General features: G+C 61.6%; 25 protein-coding genes. 7 read left to right on the plus strand and 18 right to left on the minus strand.

Going from position 1 to position 26,854, the window contains the following annotated elements:
* Nucleotide 1: 1 nt before the first annotated feature.
* The 4 genes from dxr to frr are packed head-to-tail and all read right to left on the minus strand — an operon-like array spanning nt 2 to nt 3,322.
* Nucleotides 2–1,183: a 1-deoxy-D-xylulose-5-phosphate reductoisomerase gene (dxr, locus tag PAE61_RS09740; protein ID WP_271112202.1), complete on the minus strand. Its 1,182-nt coding sequence runs from the start codon at nt 1,181–1,183 to the stop codon at nt 2–4.
* On the minus strand, nt 1,183–2,001 hold the full coding sequence (locus PAE61_RS09745; RefSeq protein ID WP_271112203.1) for a phosphatidate cytidylyltransferase: 819 nt from the start codon (nt 1,999–2,001) through the stop codon (nt 1,183–1,185). The genes dxr and PAE61_RS09745 overlap by 1 nt, the downstream gene beginning before the upstream one ends.
* A gap of 6 nt (nt 2,002–2,007) precedes the next feature.
* On the minus strand, nt 2,008–2,733 hold the full coding sequence (gene uppS / locus PAE61_RS09750) for a polyprenyl diphosphate synthase (RefSeq protein WP_271112204.1): 726 nt from the start codon (nt 2,731–2,733) through the stop codon (nt 2,008–2,010).
* A gap of 25 nt (nt 2,734–2,758) precedes the next feature.
* Complete coding sequence (gene frr, locus PAE61_RS09755; protein WP_271112205.1) at nt 2,759–3,322, minus strand: ribosome recycling factor; 564 nt, start codon at nt 3,320–3,322, stop codon at nt 2,759–2,761.
* A gap of 186 nt (nt 3,323–3,508) precedes the next feature.
* Here frr and PAE61_RS09760 point away from each other — a divergent pair, with 186 nt between their 5' ends.
* Entirely contained in the window at nt 3,509–4,132 is a 624-nt protein-coding gene (locus PAE61_RS09760; RefSeq protein ID WP_434803131.1) for a YitT family protein, read from the plus strand.
* Nucleotides 4,133–4,451: 319 nt separating this feature from the next.
* On the plus strand, nt 4,452–6,269 hold the full coding sequence (typA, locus tag PAE61_RS09765; RefSeq protein ID WP_271112207.1) for a translational GTPase TypA: 1,818 nt from the start codon (nt 4,452–4,454) through the stop codon (nt 6,267–6,269).
* A gap of 114 nt (nt 6,270–6,383) precedes the next feature.
* On the opposite strand, the gene PAE61_RS09770 is transcribed toward typA, so the two are convergent.
* The 5 genes from PAE61_RS09770 to PAE61_RS09790 form a co-directional block, all read right to left on the minus strand.
* Nucleotides 6,384–7,469, minus strand: a complete 1,086-nt coding sequence (locus tag PAE61_RS09770) for an alpha/beta hydrolase (RefSeq protein WP_271112208.1) — start codon at nt 7,467–7,469, stop codon at nt 6,384–6,386.
* Nucleotides 7,462–8,205: an alpha/beta hydrolase gene (locus PAE61_RS09775; protein WP_271112209.1), complete on the minus strand. Its 744-nt coding sequence runs from the start codon at nt 8,203–8,205 to the stop codon at nt 7,462–7,464. The genes PAE61_RS09770 and PAE61_RS09775 overlap by 8 nt, the downstream gene beginning before the upstream one ends.
* Nucleotides 8,205–9,770 (minus strand): peptidoglycan -binding protein, encoded by a 1,566-nt coding sequence (locus tag PAE61_RS09780; protein WP_271112210.1) that lies wholly within the window; start codon nt 9,768–9,770, stop codon nt 8,205–8,207. The genes PAE61_RS09775 and PAE61_RS09780 overlap by 1 nt, the downstream gene beginning before the upstream one ends.
* Nucleotides 9,770–11,407 carry a coiled-coil domain-containing protein gene (locus PAE61_RS09785; protein WP_353620350.1) on the minus strand — a complete coding sequence of 546 codons (1,638 nt, stop codon included), beginning with the start codon at nt 11,405–11,407 and terminating at the stop codon, nt 9,770–9,772. The genes PAE61_RS09780 and PAE61_RS09785 overlap by 1 nt, the downstream gene beginning before the upstream one ends.
* A 77-nt stretch (nt 11,408–11,484) precedes the next feature.
* Entirely contained in the window at nt 11,485–12,036 is a 552-nt protein-coding gene (locus PAE61_RS09790) for a gamma-glutamylcyclotransferase (protein ID WP_271112211.1), read from the minus strand.
* 62 nt (nt 12,037–12,098) lie between these two features.
* Here PAE61_RS09790 and PAE61_RS09795 point away from each other — a divergent pair, with 62 nt between their 5' ends.
* Entirely contained in the window at nt 12,099–13,184 is a 1,086-nt protein-coding gene (locus PAE61_RS09795) for a DUF2125 domain-containing protein (RefSeq protein ID WP_271112212.1), read from the plus strand.
* A gap of 43 nt (nt 13,185–13,227) precedes the next feature.
* Here PAE61_RS09795 and polA read toward each other — a convergent pair whose 3' ends face one another.
* The 3 genes from polA to PAE61_RS09810 all read right to left on the minus strand — a co-directional run bounded on the left by polA (nt 13,228) and on the right by PAE61_RS09810 (nt 16,918).
* Entirely contained in the window at nt 13,228–16,029 is a 2,802-nt protein-coding gene (gene polA, locus PAE61_RS09800) for a DNA polymerase I (RefSeq protein WP_271112213.1), read from the minus strand.
* 74 nt (nt 16,030–16,103) lie between these two features.
* The gene (locus tag PAE61_RS09805; protein WP_271112214.1) at nt 16,104–16,733 is read right to left on the minus strand and encodes a DUF2459 domain-containing protein; all 630 of its coding nucleotides are present in this window, start codon (nt 16,731–16,733) and stop codon (nt 16,104–16,106) included.
* Entirely contained in the window at nt 16,730–16,918 is a 189-nt protein-coding gene (locus PAE61_RS09810) for a zinc-finger domain-containing protein (protein WP_271115127.1), read from the minus strand. Before PAE61_RS09810 ends, PAE61_RS09805 begins: the two co-directional genes overlap by 4 nt.
* A 155-nt stretch (nt 16,919–17,073) precedes the next feature.
* On the opposite strand from PAE61_RS09810, the gene PAE61_RS09815 reads away from it, so the two are divergent.
* From PAE61_RS09815 to PAE61_RS09825, 3 genes are all read left to right on the plus strand, one after another.
* Complete coding sequence (locus PAE61_RS09815) at nt 17,074–18,003, plus strand: ABC transporter ATP-binding protein (RefSeq protein ID WP_271112215.1); 930 nt, start codon at nt 17,074–17,076, stop codon at nt 18,001–18,003.
* Nucleotides 18,004–18,040: 37 nt separating this feature from the next.
* The gene (locus PAE61_RS09820; RefSeq protein ID WP_271112216.1) at nt 18,041–18,487 is read left to right on the plus strand and encodes a YtoQ family protein; all 447 of its coding nucleotides are present in this window, start codon (nt 18,041–18,043) and stop codon (nt 18,485–18,487) included.
* A gap of 145 nt (nt 18,488–18,632) precedes the next feature.
* A complete protein-coding gene (locus PAE61_RS09825; RefSeq protein ID WP_271112217.1) occupies nt 18,633–19,085 on the plus strand; it encodes a hypothetical protein in 453 nt (150 codons plus the stop codon).
* An 80-nt stretch (nt 19,086–19,165) separates the two neighbouring features.
* Here PAE61_RS09825 and PAE61_RS09830 read toward each other — a convergent pair whose 3' ends face one another.
* Both PAE61_RS09830 and PAE61_RS09835 read right to left on the minus strand, forming a co-directional pair.
* Nucleotides 19,166–19,546 carry a histidine triad nucleotide-binding protein gene (locus tag PAE61_RS09830; protein ID WP_271112218.1) on the minus strand — a complete coding sequence of 127 codons (381 nt, stop codon included), beginning with the start codon at nt 19,544–19,546 and terminating at the stop codon, nt 19,166–19,168.
* 10 nt (nt 19,547–19,556) lie between these two features.
* Nucleotides 19,557–21,134: a DUF5928 domain-containing protein gene (locus PAE61_RS09835; protein WP_271112219.1), complete on the minus strand. Its 1,578-nt coding sequence runs from the start codon at nt 21,132–21,134 to the stop codon at nt 19,557–19,559.
* 127 nt (nt 21,135–21,261) lie between these two features.
* Between PAE61_RS09835 and PAE61_RS09840 the strand changes: the two genes are divergently transcribed.
* The gene (locus PAE61_RS09840) at nt 21,262–22,080 is read left to right on the plus strand and encodes a sulfotransferase family protein (protein WP_271112220.1); all 819 of its coding nucleotides are present in this window, start codon (nt 21,262–21,264) and stop codon (nt 22,078–22,080) included.
* A gap of 80 nt (nt 22,081–22,160) precedes the next feature.
* Here the strand turns inward: PAE61_RS09840 and PAE61_RS09845 are convergent, their stop codons facing one another.
* Genes PAE61_RS09845 through PAE61_RS09860 form a run of 4 tightly spaced genes read right to left on the minus strand, consistent with a single transcriptional unit; the run spans nt 22,161 to nt 26,799 of the window.
* The gene (locus PAE61_RS09845; RefSeq protein WP_271112221.1) at nt 22,161–24,110 is read right to left on the minus strand and encodes an exonuclease domain-containing protein; all 1,950 of its coding nucleotides are present in this window, start codon (nt 24,108–24,110) and stop codon (nt 22,161–22,163) included.
* Nucleotides 24,110–24,484: a response regulator transcription factor gene (locus PAE61_RS09850; RefSeq protein ID WP_271112222.1), complete on the minus strand. Its 375-nt coding sequence runs from the start codon at nt 24,482–24,484 to the stop codon at nt 24,110–24,112. The genes PAE61_RS09845 and PAE61_RS09850 overlap by 1 nt, the downstream gene beginning before the upstream one ends.
* A 3-nt stretch (nt 24,485–24,487) precedes the next feature.
* Nucleotides 24,488–24,991 carry a hypothetical protein gene (locus PAE61_RS09855; RefSeq protein ID WP_271112223.1) on the minus strand — a complete coding sequence of 168 codons (504 nt, stop codon included), beginning with the start codon at nt 24,989–24,991 and terminating at the stop codon, nt 24,488–24,490.
* Nucleotides 24,988–26,799 (minus strand): DUF294 nucleotidyltransferase-like domain-containing protein, encoded by a 1,812-nt coding sequence (locus PAE61_RS09860; RefSeq protein WP_271112224.1) that lies wholly within the window; start codon nt 26,797–26,799, stop codon nt 24,988–24,990. Before PAE61_RS09860 ends, PAE61_RS09855 begins: the two co-directional genes overlap by 4 nt.
* Nucleotides 26,800–26,854: the final 55 nt, after the last annotated feature.

Consider the following 26,854-nt stretch of genomic DNA (forward strand, 5'->3'; position numbering starts at 1 on the left):
ATTATCGCCCTCTGTTTCCCGCCGCCCATGCAGCAGCCGACTGTCGCGCCCGCTGATCCCAGTCCAGCACCGTCGCAAGATCCGCAGGGGATGTGGAGAAGCTGCGGTCCGAGGTCAAGTCATCCAACGCAAACTCGACCGCGGCTGACATATCCGTGAAGCGGATACGCCCGGCCAGGAAATCATCCAGAGCCTGCTCTTTCGCGCCATTCAGCACGGCACCTGCAGCCCCTCCGACCTGCATCACCTCACGCGCCAGACGCAACGCCGGCCAGCGGGTTTCATCCGGGGCGCGGAACGTCAGGCTGCCAAGCGCCGCAAGATCCAGCTTCGGCACCGGAAGCTCGACACGCTCGGGCCAGTGCAGCGCATAACCGATCGCATGGCGCATATCCGGCGCACCAAGATGAGCAATGCTTCCGCCATCGCAATGCGTGACCATTGCATGAATAATGGATTCAGGATGGATCAGGACCCTGATTTTCTCAGGAGAGATTCGAAAAAATTCTTGTGTTTCAATAATTTCAAGCGATTTATTAAACATAGAAGCGCTGTCAATCGTGATCCTTTGCCCCATTGCCCAATTCGGATGGGTCGAGGCCTGCTCGACCGTTGCTTCGGCAAGCTTCTCAAGCGGCCAGTCGCGGAATGCGCCACCCGAGGCGGTGATCGTCACGGATTCTATATTTTCTAGGTTGTCAGACCCAATAGATTGAAAAATTGCGGAATGTTCGGAATCCACCGGCAGAATACGCGCATTGTTGCGCGATGCCGTCCCCATCACCAGACGACCCGCCGCCACAAGCGATTCCTTATTCGCAAGCGCCAGCGTACCGCCCCTTTCCAGAACCCGAAGCCCCGGTGGCAAACCCGCCGCGCCGACGATTGCGGACAGGGTCCAGTCGGCGTCCATCTCTGCCGCCTCGACAATCGCCTGAGGCCCGGCGGCGCTGCTTATGCCGGACCCGGCAAGTGCTGCTTCCAGATCTTCTGCCAGTTCGGGATAGGCGGTCACGGCGATCTCTGCCCTGAGGCCTCGCGCCATTTCGGCGAGCCTTGCGATATTGCGCCCGCCGCTTAGCGCGACGACCCGCCATGTCTCGGGGCCACCTGACTGCATCAACAGGTCGAACGCGCTTTCACCGATTGAACCGGTCGCGCCGAAAATCGAAACCGAACGCATCAGAAACCGACCTGCGGCAGCCCCATGACCCAGCTGAGCATCATGATCGCAAGCACGGCACCGGACACCGCATCGAACCGATCCATGAAACCGCCATGACCGGGAATGAGGTTAGAGCTGTCCTTGACCCCTGCCCGCCGCTTCAGCCAGCTTTCCGCCATATCGCCCATCTGCCCGGCAAACGCCACGACCGGCGACAGGAAGATCAGCGCCGCACCGGCCAGCCCCGAAAGCCACAGGATCAGACCGAAGATCAGCGCCCCGACCCATCCCGCGACGGTTCCGGACCAGGTTTTCTTGGGGCTGAGACTGGGCCAGAATTTCGGACCTCCAATCATCCGCCCGGCGAAATAGCCCAGAATATCCGAGATGATCACCACCCCCATAAGCCACAGGATAAAGGGCAGCCCGTATTCCTGCCGCAGATGCACAAGCTCGAACCCGACCGCCATGATCGCATAGCCGAAAACGGCATAGGTCAGACGGTCGCGCGGCACGGCTCCGGGCAGACCGGCAATGATCGGGATCAGCAGGATGAGGGCGCTGACAGATGGCAGGCCAAGCGCCGCGAACAAGGACAGCCCCGCGGCAACCGCAAGCACGATGGGGCGCGAGCGGCCCAAAGGCGTCTCAAACCGCGCCGGACCTTTCCAGCCGGTCATCCGCGCCAGTTCCCAGAAGGTCAGCGCCATGAACAGCGCCACACCGGCCCACAGCATGAGGCCGGTCGACAGCGCAAGCATCACCCCGATGCCGATCAGAATGACCGCAGAGGTGACGCGCCGCGTCAGATCAGACCACTTGCCGCCCGCCGCCATCCCTGGTCAAACACCACCGAAACGGCGGTCGCGCAGCCCGAACCGGTCCAGTATCTCGGCCAGATGATCCGGGGTGAAATCGGGCCAGAGCGTCGGCGTGAACTCATATTCCGCATAGGCCGCCTGATAGGGCAGGAAATTCGAGGTCCGCGTCTCGCCCGAACTGCGGATCACCAGATCCGGATCGGGACAGCCCGCCGTGTCGAGACAGGCCGCGAAATCCGCCTCGGTCGGCTCAGAAATCTGGCCCGAAGCGATTTTCGCGGCAAGCCGGGTCGAGGCGCGCAGGATCTCATCCCGACCGCCATAATTGATTGCAACCGTCAGGTTGAGCCGCGTATTGCCCGCTGTCCGCGCCTCGATTCCGCTCATCAGCGCCTGCAGCTTGTCATCGAGCCGCTCACGCCCGCCGATGAAGCGCATCCTGACGCCTTCCGCCGCCAATCCGTCCGCCTCACGCTGGATATAGCGGCGGAAGATCTTCATCAGACCCAGAACCTCTTCGGTCGAGCGTTTCCAGTTCTCGGTTGAAAACGCATAGACCGTCAGCCAATCGACGCCCAGATCTGGACAGGCGCGGACGATCTGCTTGACCCGCTCGGCCCCGCGACGGTGACCGACAAGCCGGGGCCACCCGCGATTGGTCGCCCATCGCCCGTTGCCGTCCATAATGATCGCGACATGGCGAGGGGGCGTCGTCGCGCCCGGCTGTGCCGCAGCCTTCAATACCATTAAAAATGCCTTATAATTTCAGCCATCAGACCTGCATGATCTCTGCCTGCTTGACTTCAAGCGCCTCATCGACCTTGCCGATCATGCGGTTGGTCAGCGACTGGATTTCCTCTTCCCAAAGCTTCTGATCATCTTCGGACATGCCCGAAGCCTTGCCCTTCTTGACCTGATCCATCCCGTCACGCCGCACATTGCGGATCGCAACGCGGGCGTTTTCGGCATATTGCGCGGCAACCTTGGTCAGTTCCCGGCGACGCTCCTCGTTCAGTTCGGGGATCGGAAGCATGATGATCGTGCCGTTCAACTGCGGATTGATCCCCAGCCCCGATTCGCGGATCGCCTTCTCGGCCTTGCCGACAAGCGCCTTGTCCCAGACATTGATGGTGACCATGCGCGGCTCGGGCACGTTCACGGTTCCGATCTGATTGATCGGCGTGGGCGACCCATAGGCATCAACCATCACAGGTTCGACCATGCTGGCCGAGGCACGCCCGGTCCGCAGGCTGCCGAATTCATGGCGCAGCGATTCCATCGCGCCATTCATGCGGCGTTCCAGGTCGTCGGTGTCGATTTCGAAATCGTCGGACATTCATGTCCCTCTCAAGCAGATAATCAAGCCGTTCTAACCCGAGACCAGTGACATGGCAAAGCCCTATCCCGCACCCCTATGCTGACGGAGCCCCGGACATATCGCAACCGACCCGCATCGACCGTCACCACATCTTCGCAATCATCCCCCTTGATCACCGGCGATTCTCGGGTCAAGTACATGAGTATGCCAGAAATTTCTCCTCCTTCACCGCCTCCTGAAACCGCCCATACGCTTCTCGACGATGCGCAAGGTATCGCCTATGGCAGCTTCATGGCCTCTCTGAGCGTGGTGATCCTGACCCATCTGGGATTTGTCACCGGCCAGACGGCAGGTGCCGCACTTCTGATCTCATATGCGACCGGCTGGGGATGGGCGCCGGTCTTCTTCGTGATCAACATTCCGTTCTACTGGTTCGGCTGGAAGCGCTTCGGCAAGGTGTTCGTCGCGAAAAGCCTGCTTGCGGTCACGCTGAACTCGGTCCTTGTCGCGATCCTGCCGAATTATATCAGCTTCTCGAATCTGTCGCCGCTGCTTGGCGCCATCATGATCGGAGCCTTTGTCGGCTCTGGCCTGATCGCCCTGTTCCGCCACGGCGCAAGTCTTGGCGGGATCGGAATTGTCGGGCTGTATATTCAGGATGCAACCGGCTTCCGCGCAGGCTGGGTACAGCTTATCGTGGATGCCGTGATCTTTCTGGTAGCACTTCTGATGCTGGACCCGGGCGCTGTCCTCTGGTCCTTTCTCGGTGCGGCGGTTGCCAATCTGACCATTGCTCTCAATCACCGCCGCGACAGGTATATCGTTTGATAAATCCCGGAACCCGCCGGAATGCCGACACGTTGGCCTTGGGAAGCAATATCAGAGGAACAGAGCAATGAACTCTATTATCTATATCGTAGGCCTTGTTGTCGTTGTACTTTTCATCCTTTCGATGCTCGGCCTGCGCTGACCGCCGAAAGCGTGAAAAGGCCCGGACGCGAATTCCGCCGGGCCTTTTTTTATGCGGTTTTGTATGCAAACGGACTCCGCCGCGCCCCGCCGTCATCATCCAGTCAGGGACATAAGGCTAGCCAACGCGCATACTCTGCGATAGGGGGGCGCAACTTCCTCTGAACAGGCCCGTGCTATGGATATCCGCAATATCGCCATCATCGCCCATGTCGACCACGGCAAGACGACACTGGTGGACCAGCTTCTAAAGCAGTCCGGCAGCTTTCGCGAAAACCAGGCCGTCGCCGAACGCGCGATGGACAGCAACGATATTGAGCGCGAACGCGGCATCACCATCCTCGCCAAGGCAACATCGGTCGAGTGGAACGGGACCCGGATCAATATCGTGGACACGCCCGGCCACGCCGATTTCGGCGGCGAGGTGGAACGGATCCTGAGCATGGTCGATGGCGTCTGCCTGCTGGTCGATGCCGCCGAAGGTCCGATGCCGCAGACCAAGTTCGTGACCTCGAAGGCGCTCGCCCTTGGCCTGAAGCCCATCGTGGTGCTGAACAAGGTCGATAAACCGGCGGCAGAACCCGAACATGCGCTGAACGAGGTATTCGACCTGTTCGCCAATCTCGGCGCGACGGATGATCAGCTTGATTTCCCGCATCTCTATGCCTCGGGCATCGGGGGATGGGCCGTCGCCGATCTCGATGATGAGCGCAAGGACCTCTCGGCGCTGTTCGACCTGATCCTGAAACATGTCGATCCGCCGAAACAGGTCGCTCAGGCGGATGAGCCCTTCCGCATGCTGGCCACTACGCTCGGCGCGGATCCCTTTCTAGGACGCATCCTGACCGGTCGGGTCGAGGCCGGTCGCGCCAAGCCGGGCGACACGGTCAAGATGCTCAACCGTCAGAATGAGCGGGTCGAGCAGTTCCGTATCTCCAAGGTTCTGGCCTTCCGCGGCCTGACGCAGCAACCGATCGACGTGGCAGAGGCAGGCGATATCGTTAGCATCGCCGGAATGGCGAAAGGCACCGTGGCCGATACGATCTGCGCGATGGAGGTTGAAGAGGCCATCCCCGCACAGCCCATCGACCCGCCCACGATCAGCGTGACCTTCGGGATCAACGATTCGCCCCTTGCCGGTCAGGACGGCAAGAAGGTGCAATCCCGCGTCATCCGCGAGCGCCTGATGAAAGAGGCCGAATCCAACGTCGCCATCAAGGTCGAGGATACGCCCGGCGGCGAGGCCTTCATCGTCTCGGGCCGGGGCGAATTGCAGATGGGCGTGCTGATCGAAAACATGCGCCGCGAAGGATTCGAATTGTCGATCTCGCGCCCCCGCGTGATCTTCCGCGAGGAAGACGGCCAGCGGATGGAGCCGGTCGAAGAAGCCATTATCGACGTCGATGACGACTATACCGGCGCGGTGATCGAGAAACTGACCGGCGACCGCAAGGGTGAGCTGATCGACATGCGCCCGGCAGGCCACGGCAAGACCCGGATCGTGGCGCATGTGCCGTCGCGCGGGCTGATCGGCTATCACGGCGAATTCATGACCGACACGCGCGGCAATGGCGTCTTGAACCGCATCTTCCACGGCTGGACCCCTTACAAGGGCAGCATTCAGGGCCGCCGTCAGGGCGTTCTGATCAGCATGGAAAACGGCGTGTCAGTGGCCTATGCGCTGTGGAACCTGGAAGAGCGCGGCAAGCTGTTCATCGGTGCGCAGGAACAGGTTTATACCGGCATGATCATCGGCGAGCACAGCCGCGACAACGATCTTGAGGTCAATCCGCTCAAGGGCAAGAAACTCACCAATGTCCGCGCGTCCGGGACCGACGAAGCCGTCCGCCTGACCCCGCCCGTGCGTATGTCGCTGGAAGAGGCCATCGCCTATATCGACGATGACGAACTGGTCGAGGTCACGCCGAAAAATATCCGCCTGCGCAAGCGCCATCTCGACCCGCATGAACGCAAACGCGCCGCGCGCTCCGAGTAATCACCCTCAGGGCCGGGGGTTTTGCACCCCGGACCCCCGCAGGATATTTGACCCAGGCTGAACGCGTATTCATTCTGGCGTAAATATATCCCGGGGTCCGGGGCAGCGCCCCGGCTACTCTCCGAAATTCTGGGTAATCCAGCCATTGATGCGGGCAGCCACCGGCGCGGTTTGTCCGGGCGATAGAATATCACCCGCAATCACATGCGCCGAGGGATCGTCGCCGGGGCCGAGCGATACCGGTGATTCCGTGACATCACCTCCCCAGCTTTCCAGCACGCGCGGAATGGCAGCGGCGTCGATGATCTGATCATTCCGGGACCACAGGGCCAGCAGCGGTTGGTTGGCCTCGGCGTAACCTGTGCTGGTCGCCTCTGCGACAAGGGCGACCATTGGCAGGATCGCCGTCAGAGGATAACAGGTCGTCCAGAATTTGCGGTGAGCTTCGTTTTTCGGCTCGAAGCAGCGTTCGCGCCCGCCGAGCAATGGCAGCCAGTGACGGGCGAGAGGCTGTCTTGCCAGAAATGCCCAACCGTTCTTGAGCCCGAAATTCGGCGAAACCAGCACCACCCCGTCGATCAGCCTGCCAAGCTGCGGATCCCGCGCGGCCATCGCTGCAAGCGTCCCTCCCGTCGATGAGCCGATCAGGATCACCTGCTTGCCGATACGGCGGCCGATCGCCACCGCTTCAGCCACATCCCGCGCCCAGTCCGAGACATGCGCCGTTCCCATCGATGCGCCGTCCAGACCGTGACCGTTCAGCCGCGCGAAATAAAGATTCGCGCCGCGCCATGCTGCGATCAGATCCGGGACAGGGCGAATTTCCTGCGATGTCGCCGAAAATCCGTGCAGATACACGATGGCCACCGGCGTCCGCACCCCTGTTCGGCCCGCCCAGACGATCCGGCGCGAGACCTCGGGCGGCACTCCGCTTTCTTCCTGATAAAGATAGGCATCCAGATCCTCGGGCAGTTCCCCGATCTGAGGCGGTTCGAAGCGCCCCGATTCGCGCGGTCCGAAAGCCCAGATCAGCGCGACAATGACAATCACGGCCAGCAGAAGCAAAAGCGACAGGCTCAGCATTTTCCGCCCCTTCGGGGCGCGGGGTTCAGCCCGGCCTTCACCGCCCTTGCCAGAGCGGCGCGGCACCGGTTTCTGCGGTGCCGACCGGGCTTTATCGACGCGGCCACGCTTAGCCACGCAGAACCCCGGTGATCGAATCCTTGATAAGCGACAGGCATTCCGGGGTTGAGAACCGATGATCCGCGCCTTTGACCAGAGACAGCCGCAGATCCGGGCTTTCGGCATGATCGAGCAGCCGCATCGCCCAATCGACCGGAACATCCGTATCGGCGGTTCCCTGCAACAGGCGCACCGGGAAATCCAGACGCAGAGGCTGGTTGAGGACAAGCTGATTGCGCCCATCCTCGATCAGGCGGCGGGTAATCACCGTCGGGCCGTCATCATATTCCGACGGCACCTCGATCCGACCCTGATCCATCAGCACGGCCCGCTGATCATCGTTGAAACCTGCCCAGAATCCGTTCTCGGTGAAATCCGGCGCGGCGGCGATGCCGACAAGCCCGGCGACGCGGTCGGACATTTGCCGCGCGACCAGAAGCGAGATCCAGCCGCCCATTGAAGAGCCGACCAGCACTTGCGGTCCTTCTGTCAGTGCCGAAATCGCGGCCACGGCATCCTCGGCCCAGTCACCGATTGCACCGTCTTCGAAGGCTCCGCCCGATTCGCCGTGACCGGAATAATCGAAACGCAGAAAGGCTCGGCCTTCCCGCGCCGCCCATTCCGCCAGATATTCGGCCTTGGTGCCGCGCATATCTGAATGGAAACCGCCCAGAAATACCACACCCGGCCTCTGCCCTTGCTGGCGAAGAAAGGCGATGCTGCGGCCCTGAGGCGTTTCCAGAAATTCGGTCATCAGCGTTCCGTCAGTTTCAACTCGATCCGGCGATTTCGTGCCATGCCCTCGGGCGTGTCATCCGATGCAACCGGACGTGTATCGGCAAATCCGGTCGGCGCAAGACGGCCCTCAGGGAAACCCAGATCGTCCACCATATATCTGACAACCGCAAGAGCACGGGCCTGGCTCAGTTCCCAATTATCGCGATAGCGGCCCTGCCCGGAAAGAGGCGACGAATCCGTGTGGCCATCCACGCGGATCACCCAGTCGATTTCCTCGGGGATGGTATCGGCGATCTCCATCAGCATCTCGCTGACCCGGGCAACGCTTTCCCGACCCTCTTGCGAGAGGGTGGCCTCGCCCTGTCTGAACAGCACCTCGGACTGGAAGACGAAACGGTCGCCGACAATCTCGACCTCGTCGCGACCTTCGAGAATGTCGCGCAACCGACCGAAGAATTCGGAACGATAGCGGGACAGATTGGCGGTTTCCTCTTCCAGACGCAGCCTTTCGGCCTCTTCCAGAGCAAGGCGACGCTGCTGTTCCTCGGAGGCCTGCAGAAGTGCTGCGTTCAACTGCGAACCAAGTTCCTCCAGTTCAACCTCGGCGGCGTCTCCATCGGCCTGGCTGATATTCAGCGCCTGCTGGATCGAGGCAAGCTGTGCGTTCAGGGCCGCGACCTGCTCATTCAGAAGCGCCACGCGGCGCTGAGCCTCGGTCGAACTCTGCTGTTCCTCGGCCAGTTCCGCCCGCGCAGTTGCCAGAAGCGCCGCCTGCCGCTCTGATTCCGTCAGGCTGTTTTCGGCACTCCCGGCCAGTTCATCCCGCGCGGCCTCTGCGGCGGCAAGGAGGGTCAGCGTATCCTCGGCCTCTTGCCGGCTTTCTTCCAGCGAGAGGGTCAGGGCGGTCAGTTCCGCTTCGGAATTGCGCAATTTTTCACGCAGCGCCTCGGCTGCGGCGGCTTCGGCAATGCGGGCCTGTTCGGCTTCGCTGAGTTCTTGCCCCGCAGTGGCGTTTTCCTCGCGGAGATCGGCGACCAGAGCCTCCAGCGCCTCGCGCCGTGCGGCGGCCAGCCGGGCCGCTTCCCGCTGCGCATCGGTTTCGCTGCGGGCAGAGGCAAGCGCCTGCTCGGCGCGGCTGAGGGAATTGCGCGTCGTTTCAAGCGTCGCCTCGGTGGTGTCCAGCGACTGACGGGCAGAGGCAAGCGCCTCGCGGTTTTCCTCAAGCTCTGCCTCGGCCTGCCCGGCCCGCTGCGCCTGCGCATCCCGTGCGGCGATCAGACGGGCGACCTGAGTTTCGAAATCGCCAAGCCGCTCCTCGGCAGAGGCAAGACCAGCCTGCGCGGCCTGACGTTCATCGCGCGTCACGGCCAGAATGCGGGTCAGCCCGGCGACCTGTTCGGTCAATTGGGACAGGCGGTCCTCCTGCCGGTCGACCGTATCGCGCAGCACGGATTGCACGACCATGAAAATGGTGATGACGAACATCAGCACCATCAGAAGCGCGGTCATGGCATCGACGAATCCCGGCCAGATCGTAGATGCGAAGCGGTTACCGCCGCGATTGCCCCGCGACAGCGCCATCAGGCCCGTCCAAGCGCCCGCAGCGCCTCGGTCAGTTCGACGATTTCATGGCGCAGATCCTTCGTGGAAAGCTGACGCGCCGCAGCGGTTTCCTCGACCAGCCGGGCCATGGCATCGTCGATGGAACGCAGATAGATCCGGGATTCGTCATCCTGCGCACGAGCCCCGCCTGCCGCGATCAGGCGATCCTGTGCCTCGGCCAGCCGGTTGAGCGCACGGGCCATTTCGTCCATCTCGGCGGGGTTCTGTTCGACGATAGAGATCAGACGCTCCTGCCCCTGCCCCAGACGGTCCAGAGCCTGCGCGATTCCGCTCTCTGCCGGGTGCTGTCCGGTTGCCCGGATCAGGTTTTCCTGTGCCTCGCCAAGCCGCGATAGAGCGCGGGTCAGTTCTTCAGTGCCGGCCGCCGATCCCTGCTCGGCGGCGCTGATCAGGCGTTGCTGGCCTTCGCTGAGCCGTGTCATTGCGGTGGCCATTTCCCCCAGCCTGCTGACATTCGCCTCTGAATCGTCCAGCATGAACTGCCCCAGCCTTTCGACATTGCGGGCCATCAGCAGAACCCGCTCATCCGCCTCGATCGCTTCCTGTTCGCGGATTTCGTCGCGCTCGGTATAAAACGCCTGCAACTCAGCCATCTGCGCGGCGATCTGGTCCAGAAAGCCCAGAATACTGGCCTGATCCAGCTTGTCGCTGTCATCCCCGGCAATGCCAAGCCGGGTAAATCCGGACAGCCATTCCTCAAGCTCGCGATAAAAGCGGTTCTGCCCATGCGTCGCGAACAATTCCAGCAGCCCGACCACAAGCGAGCCCGCCAGCCCCAGAAGCGAGGACGAAAACGCGACCGCCATCCCGCCAAGCTGCGCTTCCAGCCCGGTCATCAGATTCTCGAAAACCTGCATCCCGGTCTGGCCTTCCTGCGGCGCAAGCGCCCGGATCGTATCGACCACGGCGGGTACGGTCGTTGCCAGACCGTAAAACGTTCCCAGAAGGCCAAGGAAGATCAGAAGGTTGGAGAGATACCGGGTGATATCCCGCGCCTCGTCGATCCGCGTCGCGACCGAATCGAGGATCGACCGCGCCGAGCCGGTCGAGATCACGCCGCCAATCGGCCCCCGCGCCCCCAGCAGAGCCGCCAGAGGGGCCAGCAGACGCGGGGCGCGATCCTCTCCGTCGCCGAGGGCAGCCACGCCTCTTTCGCTGGCATTGCGGCGCCGCTCGGCGAAACGTTCGATCCAGCTTACGGACTGGAAAAGCTGCGCGACCTGCCAGAAACAGGCCAGAACGCCGATGACGAACACTGTCAGGATCAGACCGTTCAGCCAGGGATTTGCCGCGAAAATCGGCAGAATGCGGCCATAGGCGAACCATCCGCCCACCGCGACCAGAACCAGCACGATCAGCATCATCACGATCTGACGCACGGGCTGACCGAATGTCGGCTGGACTACACGGCGTTCCTGCGCCCGCCGCGCGGTCAGCCGCCGGGATCTGGACCGAACCGCCGGATCGATCACATTGCGCTCGGCCTTCGACGCGTCAGCCTGCGACGCGGTTGTCTGGCTGTCCGCATCCTGTGCGGAGGGCCTGTCTTCCGCTGAGGCGGACGGGTTTGGTTCAGGCGGCGTCTCGGCACTCATATTACACTCCGGGCGGGCATCAAATTGCGGTCGAGTTTATCAGCACCGCTATATCTGCCAACCGCCTATTTATCGTTTCAGGACGTCAGGCGGCGCACTTCATCCGCAAGATGCTCCAGATCGGCATCGCGCAGCCCCAGCTCGGCCAGATGCGCCGCCGTATTGTACAGGTAATCGCGGTTTTCGCCCCGCTCGCCCGAGGCCGCCGCGATGATCCGCGCCTGCTCATCCGCAGCAAGCCCGCCCGCATATTGCTCATGTCCGGGCTGCATCACATAGGTAATTGCCTCAACCTGACGCCCATCCGACAGATGCAGCGGCAGCACAGCCTCGCGATAAGCATCAGAGATCAGCTCACGCGCACGCACCGCCGCGATCACCTCGGGCCAGTTTTCATCCGTCACACGCAGCGCCACGCCCCGGCAGCGGCTGGTTCCGTCCTCATCCAGCGCCAGAACCAGACCGGGCACTTCAGGGGTGCCGCGATAATGATATGAGCGCAGACAGAAGCTGCGGTGAAATCCTTCAAGCGTCGCCACGACACGCTCGGCCACCTCGAAACCGGGGTCCCACATCAGCGACCCATAGGCAAACAACCAGTTCTGATCCCGCATGACTTCCTCTTTCATCGGGCGGCATTCTAGGCTTACATGCCGCCGGTTCAAGCATCTCGGGGTGAATGGAGGCCTTGATGAAGAAACTGGTTATCGGGGTGATCCTTCTCGTCGTGATTTTCGGCGCATCCTGGTATGGCGTGGAAAGCTGGCTGAGCAGTCGCGCACGCGAAGCGGTGGCAGCAGATCCCCGGATCACGGCGGAAAATGTCAGCCCGCTGCGCAATCCATCGCGGATCGGGATACGGCTTGAGCAGCTTGACTATGGCGATGAACAGATGGGTTTCGCGGCCCCCGAAATCGACCTCTATGCACCGGCCCTGTCCCCGAACAGGCTGACCGCCGAACTGCCGCAGCAGATGACATTGCGCCTTGGGTCGGCCCCGGCTCAGATGACGCTGAGCGATGGCAGCGCCTTCGCAGTGGTCTCGCCGCTGCATCGGATGAGCATCAGCGATGCGGGGATCGAGGCACAGGGGCTGAAGATCGACGGCGCAGACGTCCTTGAGGCGTTGGATCTTCGCGCCGTCATCGCCCATATGGGCGGTGCCGCGCCGGAAGGGTCCGGTGCGGGATATGCGATCAACCTGGCGGCAAGCGGAATCGCGGTCGGATCGCTGACGGAACGGCTGGATATCTCGGGTCCGGGGCAGCTTTGGCTGACTGCGCCTGTCGGTCAGGCCATGCTTCAGGGAAATGTGCCGCCCCCGGTGGTGACCGGGCTGCAAAGCAGTGGGCTGCGTTTTTCGCTTGGCAGGACAGAGGCCACCCTGATCGGCAGGATCGAGGCCGATGCGAATGGCTATGCCTCGGGCGAGGCCGCCTTCTACACGAAGGATGCGCAGAGCTTCATTGATGCGGCGGTCTCGGCAGGATTTCTGCCGCCCGAGCGCGCGTTGATGGCAGGAGCGCTGCTAAAAAATCTTTCTGAAACGCCCGTGGCCAATGAAACAGAACCGCCCCCAAGCGCAGAGGATCTGTCATCGACCTCGGTCGAAGTGGCATCCGAGGCCGCGCAGGCCGAGACAGAGGCGGATATGGATCAGATCGTTTCCCTGCCCCCCGCCACTGACGGGCAGATTCGTCTGCCGCTGATCCTGAAAGATGGCCGGATGCGCCTTGGCCCGGTCCCGGTCGGCCCCGCCCCGCGTCTGGTGCCGTGACAGGAATGCGGGCCAGGCGCTCAGCGACGGCGCTCACCCGCCCTCAATGCGCCTCGGCCCAGTTATCCCCGCTTCCGGCATCGACCACCAGAGGCACTGACAGCTTCACCGCAGGTTCAGCCGCGCCCTCCATCACCTGACGGGCAACCGAGATCAGATCGTCCACGGCGTTTTCCTCGACCTCGAAGACCAGTTCGTCATGGACCTGAAGCAGCATGGTCGCGGGCATATGCCTGATCGCATCGGGCATCCGGATCATTGCACGGCGGATAATATCCGCCGCCGCGCCCTGTATCGGCGCGTTGATCGCTGCCCGTCTTGCACCGCCTGCCGCCGGCCCCTTGGTATTGATGCCCGGCGTCATGATGCGCCGTCCGAAGATGGTCCGCACATAGCCGTCCCGCTTGGCGTTCTCGACCGTGCTGTCCATATAGGCGCGGATCTCGGGGAAACGCTCGAAATATGTGTCGATGAAGGCCTGCGCCTCGGCCCTCGGGATGCGGAGATTGCGCGACAGGCCAAAGCCGGAAATCCCATAGATCACCCCGAAATTGATCGCCTTGGCCTGACGGCGAATCATCGGGTCCATGCCCTCTATTGGGACGCCGAACATCTGGCTTGCCGTCATGGCGTGAATATCGATCCCTTCGCGGAAAGCCTGTTTCAGCGCCGGGATGTCAGCCACATGAGCCAGAATGCGCAGCTCGATCTGGCTGTAATCCAGCGCCACCAGCTTATGCCCCGGCGTGGCAATGAAGGCCTCGCGGATGCGGCGGCCTTCTTCGGTGCGGATCGGGATATTCTGCAAATTCGGATCGGTCGAGGCCAGCCGCCCGGTCTGCGCCCCAGTGATCGCATACGACGTATGGACCCGCCCCGTATCCGCGTTCACATGGGTCTGCAAAGAATCCGTATAGGTCGATTTCAGCTTGGACATGCCGCGCCAGTCCAGCACGCGGGCGGGCAGATCATGGCCCTCCGCCGCCAGATCCTCCAGCACATCGGCGCTTGTGGAATAGGCCCCGGTCTTGCCCTGCTTGCCGCCTTCCAGCCCCATCCTGTCGAACAGGATCTCTCCAAGCTGCTTGGGACTGCCGACATTGAATTTCTGCCCGGCGAGTTCGTGGATCTCATCCTCCAGCCCGGCCATTTTCTGCGCGAATACATTGGACATACGCGCCAGATGCTCGGGATTCACCTTGATCCCGGCCATCTCCATATCCGCCAGAACCGGGACCATCGGCCGTTCCAACGTCTCATAAGCCGTCGTCACCGCATTCGGTGCAAGCTGAGGACGCAGCATCTGCCAGAGCCGCCATGTCACCTCGGCATCCTCGGCAGCATAGGGAGCGGCCTTCGCGATCTCGACCTGCTCGAACCCGATCTGCGACTTGCCCGAGCCGATCAGATCCTTGATCGGCATGGTCTGGTGGCCCAGAACCCGCTCGGCCAGAGCATCCATGCCGTGATTATATTCGCCCGCCGCCAACGCATAGGACAGCAGCATCGTATCCTCGATGGGCGTCATGCGGATGTTGTGACAGGCAAGGATCTTCCAGTCATATTTGATATTCTGCCCAATCTTCAGGATCGCGGCGTCTTCCAGCACCGGTTTCAGCTTCTCCAGCACCAGATCCACGGCAAGCTGCCCTTCGGCAAGCGCAGCCGAGCCGAACAGATCGCCCCCGCCGGACACATGCCCCACCGGGATATAACACGCCGCCCCGGCCTCGACGCACAGCGAGATGCCAACCAGATCGGCGGTCATTTCGTTCAGCCCGGTGGTTTCCGTGTCGATGGCGACCGCACCGGCTTCGGTGATGCGGTCGATCCATGCGGTCAGAGCCTCTTCCGTCGTGACCGTCTCATAGCCATCCAGATTGATCGCGGGCCAGTCAGGCCCGGTCGCAGCCTCGCCCTGGGCAGCGACCGGGACATCCGGGATCGCCGGAGCCTCAATCGCGAATTTCTCGGCCACGCGATTGGTCAGCGTGCGGAACTCCATCTCGGTCAGGAAACCCAGAAGCGTCTCGGGTTCCGGATCGCGCAGTTCCAGCGAATCCAGCGAGAAATCCAGCGGGGTCTCGCAATCGAGCTGCACCAGCCGCTTAGACACCCGGATCTGATCGGCGAAATCGATCAGCGTCTGGCGGCGCTTGGGCTGCTTGATCTCACCGGCGCGGTCCAGCAGCGTTTCCAGATCGCCGTATTCGTTGATCAGCAGCGCCGCAGTCTTGATCCCGATCCCCGGCGCACCCGGCACGTTATCGACCGAATCCCCGGCAAGCGCCTGAATATCGACCACCCGGTCGGGGCCGACGCCGAATTTCTCCTCAACCTCTTCCGGCCCGATCTCCTTGTTCTTGATCGGATCCAGCATGGTGACCCCGTCGCCCACAAGCTGCATCAGATCCTTGTCGGAACTGATCACAACCGCCTCGCCCCCTGCCTCGCGCGCCTGACAGGCAAGCGTGGCGATGATGTCATCCGCCTCAAAATTCTGAAGCTCGATACAGGGAATATTAAAGGCCCGCGTCGCTTCCCGCGTCAGAGGGAACTGAGGCACCAGATCTTCGGGTGCAGGCGGACGGTTGGCTTTGTATTCAGGATAGATCTCGCTGCGGAACGTATCGCCGCTGTGATCGAAGATCACTGCAACATGGGTCGGCGCCAGATCCCCCTTCGAATCCTGCACATATTTCCACAACATATTGCAGAAACCCGCCACGGCCCCGATGGGCAGCCCGTCCGATTTCCGCGTCAGCGGCGGTAGCGCGTGATAGGCGCGGAAAATAAAGGCCGAGCCGTCGATGAGGTGAAGCTTGTGACCCTTGCCGAAGCTCATGAGATACGTCCTTTCGCGGCTTTGCGCCGTTTTGGCATGATCGGGGCGCAGGGGTAAAGGGCGGCGCGGAGATCTCAGTTTTGCGACAGCGACAGGCGCACGCTCAGCGTCGTGGGCGTCCAGCCTCCGAATTCCTGACCGGCGCGGCGCAATATGCGGCTGATCCACTGATTGCATGTGTTCAGGATCGAAAACCGCCCCGCAGCCTCGAAATACCGGTCGCCCTGCGTCAGCAGATCCTGCGCGAGCGGGCGGCTGCTGATCGTATCGTCACGTATCGCACCAAGCAGCGCATCAAAGGAGGCCGCAGAAATGGTCATGGTCATCGGCGGCTGCATCGGGCCGACCGGAACGAACCGCATCACCGCGCTGTCCCCGGTCACGGCACGCCAGACGGCACCGGCGCTCAGGTCGCGATAGCTGCCGACGGTGGTATAGAAATCCCGTGCGCCCCAGCCTACCGCCAGCCATTCCGCCTCCGGCGCGATCCCGACAAAGGCGAAATCCTCACGCGTCCGGGGCGTGAGCGGCAGCAGCAGATCGGTATGGATCACCCCCTGCACAAGACCGATCACAACTGGCCCGCGCGGATCGTCCAGATCGGCAACAGGCGTGACCCTTCCGGGGATCAGCGCACCGGCCAGAGGCGCGAGAACCGCCAGCAGAAGCACCGCAAGGACGCTTCTGACAACAGCCCGGATCAATGATCGTCAGAGGCGTGTTCGCGGTCGATCACGAAACGTTTGTCGCAGTAACCGCAATCGACGAAGCCCATTTCCGGCGCGATCCGCAGCCAGACGCGCGGATGCCCAAGCCCCCGCGATTCATCGCCCTGACAGGCGATCTTCCATTTCGTGACGGTCTCGGTCTCCGGCGCGGGATAGGCGATGGCGCTGTCCTCGCCGGTCGAAAGCGGGTTTTCTGGCGGCACGAATTCTGTCATGGCAAGCCTTCTTGTCGTGCAGGGCTGGATCGGGTCTAACACTCACATAGCCGACCGCACGAAGCCCCGCAAGAACCGCCAGCCAGATGCAAGGGACAGCCATGACCGACACCGCCAATGCCATCGAGATCAGGGGATTGCGCAAGACCTATGCCGCCTCGGGTAAGGCTCCGCCGAAAGAGGCGCTGAAGGGAATCGACCTGACCATTCCGACCGGCTCGATCTTCGGGCTTCTGGGACCGAACGGGGCCGGGAAATCGACCACGATCAACATCATGGCCGGGCTGGTGAACAAGACCGAGGGCAGCGTGGTGATCTGGGGCTTCGATCAGGACATCAATCCGCGCAACTCCCGCGCGGCCATCGGCGTCATGCCGCAGGAACTGAATATCGACCCGTTCCTGTCCCCCCGCGCCAGTCTTGAGGTTCAGGCGGGGCTGTATGGTGTGCCGAAATCTGATCGCTGGACCGATGAGTTACTGACCCTTGTCGGGCTTTCGGATCAGGCGGAAAGCTATTCGCGCAATCTTTCGGGAGGGATGAAGCGCAGGCTGCTGCTGGCGAAGGCGCTTGTCCACCGCCCTCAGGTGCTGGTGCTGGACGAACCCACGGCGGGCGTCGATATCGGGCTGCGCGAAATGCTGTGGAACAATGTCCGGCGGCTGAATGAAAACGGTATGACGATCATCCTTACCACGCATTATCTGGAAGAGGCCGAACAGATGTGCGACCGCATCGCCATTATCGACCGGGGCGAGGTGCTTGTCGAAAACACGACCGAGGCTCTGCTGGAGGGCGCGGACGGCAAGACGCTGGTGATCCGCACCGACGATACCCCCCTGCCTGCCATGCCGAGCGGCGTCACCGCCGAGCGCCGCGATGGCGGGCGCATCGCCTTCAGCTATGCTCCCTCGCAGACGCAGCCGGACGCGATCATCGACGCGCTGCGCGGCGGCGGCCTGCCGATTCAGGATATTGCCATCGAGCAGCCGAGGCTTGAGGATGTCTTCGTCGAACTGACCCGGCACTAGAAATGCAGTACCACGCAAAGCAGAAAGCAGGCTGACCATGCTGAATGTCTATCTCTCCGGCGAAATCCACACCGACTGGCGCGAGCGTATCATCGACGGCGCGAAGGATCTGGATGTCGCCTTCAACAGCCCGGTGACCGATCACGACGCCAGCGACGATTGCGGCGTGGCGATCATGGGGCCTGAGGAAAACAAGTTCTGGCACGACCGCAAGGGCGCCCAACTGAACGCAATCCGCACCCGCAAGGGCATTGCCGATGCCGATATCGTCGTGGTCCGTTTCGGCGATCAGTACAAGCAATGGAACGCGGCTTTCGATGCTGGCTATGCGGCGGCGCTTGGAAAATCCCTGATCATCCTGCACGGCCCCGACCACGCCCACGCGCTGAAAGAGGTCGATGCCGCCGCATTGGCGGTGGCCGAACGGCCCGAACAGGTCGTGGAGATACTGCGCTATGTGTTAAGCGGTAAGTTGCCGGGGTGACGGGGCCGGGTTTGTAGCGCGGTGGTTTTGAAGCAGGGCAGCCGGATGTTCTCGAATTGGTGATGCGGTTGATTCGGGGCGCATCTGCCATTGCAGCAGGATGATCCTACCGTGAATTGTCAGTGCATTCCTTGAGGTTCTTTGGATGCAAGCAGCTCGAATCTGGTTTCAGAATCCGACTCCTCCGCTAACGCTTTCGCAGGTGAAGAAATATCTGCAAGAAACGGGCGCTGAAGTAAAAGGCACAGAATGGCGCTTGGGGAATTATGTTGTCCCGCAGTTGCACGTAACAAGCCCCGCCGATTTCGTCATGCAGTTGGAAGATGAGGTTTGGATCATAGAAGAGGCCGAAGAATTTTCACAGCGTGCACCCGCGCCTATCAGCGAGCGACTATCTATATGCGATGCACGATTAAGTTTTGGGGAAGCGAATGACGAGAACGCCATCACCACGGACCAAGGCATCGTTGTAGCAACTGACTGGAGCACATTTGACCCAGAAGAACCGCAAGCGAGGATCTTGCTAGAAGCGCTTGCCCGTATGGTCGATGGTCTTCTTGAGGACAATGTCTCTGGGACTTGGTGGGCACCGACCTAAGTGACAGCCATCAGCCGAAAATCAGACACCAGGTCCGACCACGCCGCACTCGGCAATCCGCAGAACTGCGCCCAACAAACTCACTCGGGCAGAAGCAGCATCGGCCCCATCATCCGCCCGCCGAGAATATGCAAATGGAAATGCGGGACCTCCTGCACGCCATCATTGCCGGCATTGGTGATCGCGCGGAAACCGTTTCCGATATCCAGCGACACGCCCTCGGATTTCGCAACTTGAGCGCAGAGGCGCATGAAGGCGGTGATTTCATCGGCCGGGGCATTCGCGGCAAAATCGTCGAAGCTGACATATTTGCCCTTCGGAATCACCAGAACATGAGTCGGGGCCTTCGGGCTGATATCGCGAAACGCAAGCGCGTGGTCGTTCTCGGCAACGATATCGCTTGGAATTTCTTTGCGCAGAATTTTGGCGAAGATGTTGTTGTCATCATAACTATACGCCATAGGGACCTCACTAATCGGCGAAAAGATGCGGGGTTTCGGCAATCTTCCGGGCGGTATCCTCGTCCAGATTCAGGAAGGCCGCAAGCGCCGCGACGTTCTTTTCAGCCGAGAAATACGGGCTGATTTCATAAAGATTTTCGAAACCGAAATCGCGTACGCGTTCTGCCTCATGGTCGAGATCGCTTCGCACGACCGGAAGCAATTGTGCAACTACGTGTTCCGGCGTCGACGGATTCGCCAGCCCGACCCGCATCATGTGACCGCGCACATAATCGTCGCTGAACTCAGCATCGATGAACAGGAAATGAGCCTCGGACCGATCCACCGAGAAGTCCTGCATTAGCTCAAGCGCTGAAGGGTCGAGGCAGATCACCAGACGCTCATCGTCGAACTCAGCCAGTAAAAGCCGGATCAGTGCCCGCCGATGACGCTGCCGCTTGCCGACTGTGTTCTCAACACCGCCCAAATCGGGCAAACCAGCCTGAAGCTCGTTGAACAGATAGTCCACGGCCGGGATATCGGTGTGATCGCGAATCGCGGCTGTCAGTCGTTTCGCGACATGCCACTTCTTCGTCACAATCATGAAAATCTGGCTGCGCCGACCGAGGCTCGCCTCGGTTTCCCAGAAGCGCGGCGCAAAACGCCGGCCAATCCGGCCGCGACCAGTCAGAAACCGAAACAGCGACTTACCCTCGCCGGAAATCGCGAAATGCAGCCCTTCGGCCTGCCAGAGCGCACCTAACCGTTCCTTCAAATCCAACGCTTCAGGGCTGATCTTGCGCGCAAACAGGGAATCCTGCCGCAGCAACATATCGAAATGATCATTATAAAAAACGACCGGCATACCATAATCACTGAAGATCAGATATGTCAGGGAGCGAGCGCGGATCTCCGAGCGCGGCACGACATGACGCACGATTGTCTGGAAAAATGTCTCGTCCGGAATCCATGTGGTCGAGAAGAAGCGCATGACATCCGGACGCGACTGGCAGAAATCCAGTACTTTCTCTATGGTCTCGCGACGCAGGCACCACCATTGGCTCCCGATCTTCATTACGATATCCTTGGGCACCTCGCGGGTCATGCCAAAACGCTTCTGAAGATTATAGCTGAGATAAAAGCGCCGGGGCTGTGAGCGTTCGTTGAACCAATGGCGATAGATCAGCCTGTCAGCACGCATTCCAGTCTTGATCCAGTCTGACTCGAAAAAATCGACGCTTTCGATGTAATCGACATCTTCCTGTTCCAGAAAGGCCCGGGCGTATTCCGCCGACTTGATCGGCATGCAGTCCCCGGAAAGTAGATAGAAATGGGTCGCCGTCGGAAACGCACCGATTGCAGCATGCACGGTTTCTATCGTCGCTGCCACTAGCGACCACTCACCCCAGCCGCATTTATGCCGCTTCAACGCAAACGTAACATTGGGATTATTGACCAGCGCCTGCTGAATCGTGGCGAAGTCCTGCTGGCTCGACCTGGCATCGTAATGAATCGAAACATAGTCTCCGGTCGCAGTCAGCCGCTCAGCCTGCGCGATAAGCCCGCGCGGATCTTTATGCGCCAGAATGATGAATGCTATTTTCGCCATTTGGCTCCGTATTCGCGGTTAATCTTTATTCAGGAGTCCAGGGCGTTGAAAACTTTGTTCCGATCTGCTTTTCTCTCTAACGATTTTGGCCGGTGTCGCAACCCGCCACCTGCGAAAGAGGATAAGTATGGGTTTCCCTGGTGTGTGGATGACGCAAAGCGAAAGCATGGTCTATCGTGTCATCCCTAAATGTGCCTGTTCAACCATAGGTCAGATCATGTTCTATTCTGATCATGGCCGGTATTTCGATGGCGATATTCACGATAGCACAGAGGGTCTGCATAAATGGGCGCAGGAGGGCAGTCAGCCGGCAATCGAAGACGCTGTGCTTTCCCATAAAGGCATCAGCTTCACATGTGTGCGCAACCCCTATGCGAGAATTCTGTCGTCTTTCTTCGACAAGATCGCTGGGATTCAACGCAACGGGAAGCGCTATCGTGGCAATCTAGTCCCGCAGCTGATTCAAGAGTATGGAATCGAGGTCGGCAGCCCCGAGGACGGGTTCGATTTCGATCAGGTCCGCTCTTTCCGTCGCTTTCTGCTGTTCGCCCGCGACACTATTCGCTGGCGCCGCCCAATGGATCCCGACATCCACTGGTCGTCCATCTCTGGCCATATGTCGACATTCATTGCTAATGGCGGGCGCTATGATCAGATCTTCTTCACCGAGAAGTTCAATGAAGGAATGCAGCGGATCCTTGATGCGGCGACAAATCCGGTATCTGTCAATTTGGACGAGGTCCCCCGTTTCAACGAATCCGAAGGGCACGGGCCTAAGCGGGCACATAAGGTCAGCGACTATTTTGATGACCTGTCGCGCCACTTGATCTGGGAAATTTACAAGCAGGATTTCGTGCTGTTTAAGTACGATTTTGAAGATCCCGACAACAAGTTTCCCACTGCCGAGTTGGATCTGAACGAAATTCACGCGAAGCTGGGACGCTGAGCATAACTGAAACGCGCGAAGGGGCTCTGCCCCTCGCGCCGAAGCGGCGCTCACCCCGCGATATTTAAGCCAGGATGAAATCAGTTGCCGTGCGCGGCGGTGAGGTTTGCGTCGCTGAGCAGGCGGCGATGTCTTTGCGCCTGTGCGAGAACGTCCTGAAACCGGGTGATGCCCTTGGCCTCCAGCGCGGGCAACATGCGCAGATAGGCCTGCGCGGTTGCGGCGGCGTCTCCCATTGCGGTGTGGCGCAGTTCCGCGGGCAGCTCGACCTTCAGCCTGTCGCAAATCGCATCGAGGCTGTGGACCGCGCCCTGCCCCCAGATCATCGCCGAAAGCAGTACCGTATCCATCACCCGGTTCGGGAAATGCTGGCCGGTTTCCGCTTCCGCCGCACGGAGCAGCCCCATATCGAACGGTGCGTTATGCGCGATCAGCACCGCCCCTTCCGAGAAATGATGAAACCCGCGCAGAGCGGTTGTCATATCCGGGGCGTCGGTGACCATCTGATCGGTGATGCCGTGAATAGCGGTCGAGGATTGCGGAATCGGGCGGCCCGGATTGACCAGAGTATCGAAGGTTTCGCCGGTCAGCCTGCCTCCGGCAAGGCGCAGCCCGGCAATCTGGACGATGCGATCCGAGAGAGACAGTCCCGTCGTCTCGGTATCGAAGACCACACAGGTCAGCACGTTCAGCGGCCTCTGATCCGGCGCGGCGCGGCTGGCAAGCGCGAAATCATAAGTGACCGAGGGACGCGCCTCACGGGCGACAGGAGAAATGCTCAGCGGAAGGGTGACCGCCGCGCCGGGTTCCGGCCAGATGCCGCTTCCATGCGCGGCAAGAATATCCGCGCCGGTCAGTTCGGGATGATCCGGATCGGGCGCCTCGTTCAGCCAGAGATCCAGCAGATCCGCGGGCAGATCCGCGCCTTGCCAGCGAAGCTGCAGAACGGCCTCGGCCTCCTTTTTGCGGATCGAGACGGTCGGAGGGCGTCCGCTTTCGGCCAGACGCTGCCCCAGCAAAGCAATCAGACCGCCGATCTGCCAGCCATCGGCGGCCAGCGTCACCGGCGCGATATCGTCCAGCGGAAGTCCCAGACCACGCGCCAGTTCCTCGGCGGCAACGCGGCGCTGTCGCGGGGCTGAGGGCGTCAGCGCTTTGTCCAGATCGCGCAACGCCGTGGCGATACCCTGCCCTTCATCGCGGATCGTCTGTTGCAGCCTGTCCGGCAGTGGCGCGTCAAGCCCGTCCAGCAGCGGGATCAGCGCAGCGGCATGGCGGCGCAGCGCCTCGACCGGGGCGCGGGGCGGGACAGGCTCTCGTCTGGCGGGGCGCAGGATCAGGATCGTGCCGCCTTCCTCATCCTGCATCTGCCGCAAGCGTCCCGAAAGCCTTGTCCCGTCCACGCCGCATAACGCCACATCTGTCGCCCCGGCCCCCGCCGCAAGCCGTTTCTGCGCCGCGTCCAGCCCGCCGGGCTTCAGGAAACGCCGCAGATCGCGGTCAAGCGCCAGCCCCGGCAGAAGCTGAGCGCTTGCCGCATTATAGAACAGCACCCGCCCGTCAGGATCGGTCAAAATCGCGCCTGCCCCGATATCGGAGAGAATATGTTCCAGCATGGATTTTTCGCGCGACTGAGCCTCGGCATGGGCGGACAGCGCCTCTGCCAGCCGGGCCTGCGCACGCGCCTGAGACTGCGCCGCAGCCCGCGCAGCCGGGGCGAGATCGGCCAGATAGCGGCCTTCCTTTTCATCGGGGACCGAGCCGGTCAGCAAGGCTCCGGCAAGGGTTTCGACCGGGCGGGCGATATTGGCGTCGAAAAGATACCAGACCAGAGTCACCAGCCCAAGCCCGCCCAGACCGGCAATCAGCGCGATATCGGCAAGCGCGTCGGTCATGCCGGGCGGGGCGGTGCCGCCTTCAGGGACCAGCACCCTGCCCGCAACCAGCAGCGCCACGGCAAGCAGCGCCAGAACCCCCGCAGCAAGCCCGGCGAAGATCAGGAACACCCGCAGCCGAAGCGACAGCCGCATCAGCATTTTTCGATGTCCAGCACCCGGGCCATTTCCGCCCGAAGTTCGGCCAGTTCGAAAGGTTTCGCGATGAACCCGTCCGCGCCAAGCGCTAACCCCTTGCGCCGCTCCATCACCGAGCCCCGCGCCGTCATCATCAGCACCCGCACATCGAGCAGACCCGGATCGGCCCGCATTTCCTGCACGATCTGATAGCCCGAGACACCGGGCAGCATGATATCCAGCAGCACCAGATCGGGCCGCATCTCGCGCAGAGCCGATGTCGCGCCCTCGCCGGTGGCAAGACGCATATGTTCATGCCCGTCGCGCGTCAGCAGGAAATCGAGCGCGAGGGCGATATTGTCCTCATCCTCGATGACCATGATCCGCGCCATCTCCTAACCCTCTCCGCAGATCGCGGCAAAAGCGGGATCGCCCTCTGAGGCCTGCCGCCATTCGCCCTCGGGCTGCCGGGTCCGGCCATTGGCGCAATCCACACCCTGTTCAACCGTGACGCTGCGCTTCCAGCGTTCGACAAGGATCACCGGAACGATATTGCTGCCATCATCGCCCTGCCGCACCGCATCGGGATCGATCAGCGCCATGCGCGAGGTCGGCGCGATCAGCAGGGTCCAGGGACGCAAAGCACTGCGCGAGGTGCCCTCGGCGATGATATCGACCCGTTCGGGCAGTTGCGCCTTGATCCGGCTGGCCCAGCTATATTCGTTCCAGCTTGCAAAGGCGATGATCGCCGCGCCGATCCCGGCGGGCAGAACCCATGTAGGCAGCGGACGGCCCGCGCGGCGCATCGCATGGGTGATCGCAAACAGCAAAGCCGCCGCCCCGATCGCCACGGCGAATGTCCCCAGAAGATCGGCGGCAACTCCGCTGAGACGGTTCATGACAGCACTCCCTTACCCTGTCCCAAAGCGGATTGCATCGTGCGCACCACGACAAACGCATCCCGCAAATGACTGCGTTCGAAATCCGGCAGATCCGAGGGCGACAGGAAATTATCCGGTTTCCGCCCCGCCTTGACCAGAGCTGCCTGATTTTCCAGCCGCAGGCTCTGGATCAGATCATACGCTGCGATCAGATCCCGCGCTCCCCGGCCAGAGATCACCCCGGCATCCTCGGCTTCCTCCAGCCGGGCGCGGGTATTCACCGCCGTCAGCCTGCCCCGCAGCGCATGGACCCGCGCCATATCGGCGACTGGCACCACCCCGTTCATCTTCATGTCGATATGGCCCAGATGCTCGCCCGAACGGATCGTGGCAAAGCCCCGGATCAGCCCGAGCGGCGGCTGATGCTTCAGCGAATTCGAGATCATATGCGCAACGAAGATCGAGTTTTTCGACGCGAGCTCAAGCGTTTCGGCCTGCAACCCGGACAGCAGCGCGGCATCGCCTCCGATCGCCCGCAGATCGAACATGACCGAGGCCAGAATCTGCGCTTCCGGTGAAGGTTTCTCGATCCAGCCCCGGAAGTAATCGCGCCAGACGCTGCGCGGTTGCCGCCATCGCGGATTGGTCGCCATCATGTCGCCGGGGCAATAGACATAGCCCGCCGCATTCAGCCCGTCGCTGACGAACCGGGCGAGGCTTTCATAATAGGGATCAGCCGGGTCGGTGCCATCGGTCAGGATCATGATATTATCCTGATCCGACACGCCGGTTTGATCCTGCCGCCCCTGACTGCCGCATGCCGCCCAGAGATAGGGCGCGGGCGGTGGGCCAAGCTGCGCCTCGGCCATGACCAGAAGCCGCCGTGTCACCGCATCGGCGATATCGGTGATCAGCCGCGTGACGACCTCGTGCCGCTGATGCGCTGCGACCAGCGAGACCAGCAGATCCGGGATACGCGAGGTGACCGCGGCCATGTCCCCGACAGTATCCGCCTGCGCCACATCGCGGATCAGCACCGATGCCGAGATCGCCTGCACACGAGTCAGATCGGTCTGCGTGATCATCCCGACAAAGCGCCCGGCCTCGACCACCGGCAGATGACCGACGCGGCGCTCCATCATGGCATTCAGCACATCCGAGCCAAGCGCCGAGGGCGGCAGACTGACCGGATCGGCGGTCATGATCGCGCTGACCGGATCAGAGCCGTCGCGGCCCTCGGCAACGACTCGGTTCGACATATCCCGGATCGTCACCAGCCCCAGCAGAGCGCCCGATGGATCGGTGATCCCAAGCGAAGAGACATGCGCCTGCCGCATCATCCGCGCGGCCTCGGCAATCGGCGTCTCCGGCGCGGCGCTCAGAGGGCTGCGGGTCAGCAGATCCGATACTTTCAGCGTTGCGATGTCTGCTCCGCCGCGCGTCGCAGGCCTGCCGCGACGGAAGAACCGGGCGAATGCCGGGCTGTCATTCAGCAGGTGCCGGAACTCGGCGGCAGGCAGCATCAGCACCGCTCCGGGCCGGATCACGCGGGCGGTGGTCGCGGCGGCGCCATCCTCAAGCAGGCCCCGCTCACCGAAACTGTTGCCGCGCGACAGCGATGAGACAAGACCGCCATGCGCATCGGTGATCTCGACAGCGGCATTTTCGATCAGATAAAGCCCGTCAAGCCGTTCGCCGTGGCGATAGACGAACTCATCTGCGGCATATTCCCTGCGGGCGAAGGAACCGGCCACGCGGGTCAGCTCGTCCTCCGGCAGGCTGTCATAGGGGTGAATGCTGGAAATGAATTGCAGGATCTGATCCATTTCGGCCCCGTCAGGAAAAATGCCGCGCCCCCGGTATCAGGGGCGCGGCGCGTGG

The sequence above is a fragment of the Paracoccus aerodenitrificans genome (assembly GCF_027913215.1).
Lineage (GTDB): Bacteria > Pseudomonadota > Alphaproteobacteria > Rhodobacterales > Rhodobacteraceae > Paracoccus > Paracoccus aerodenitrificans.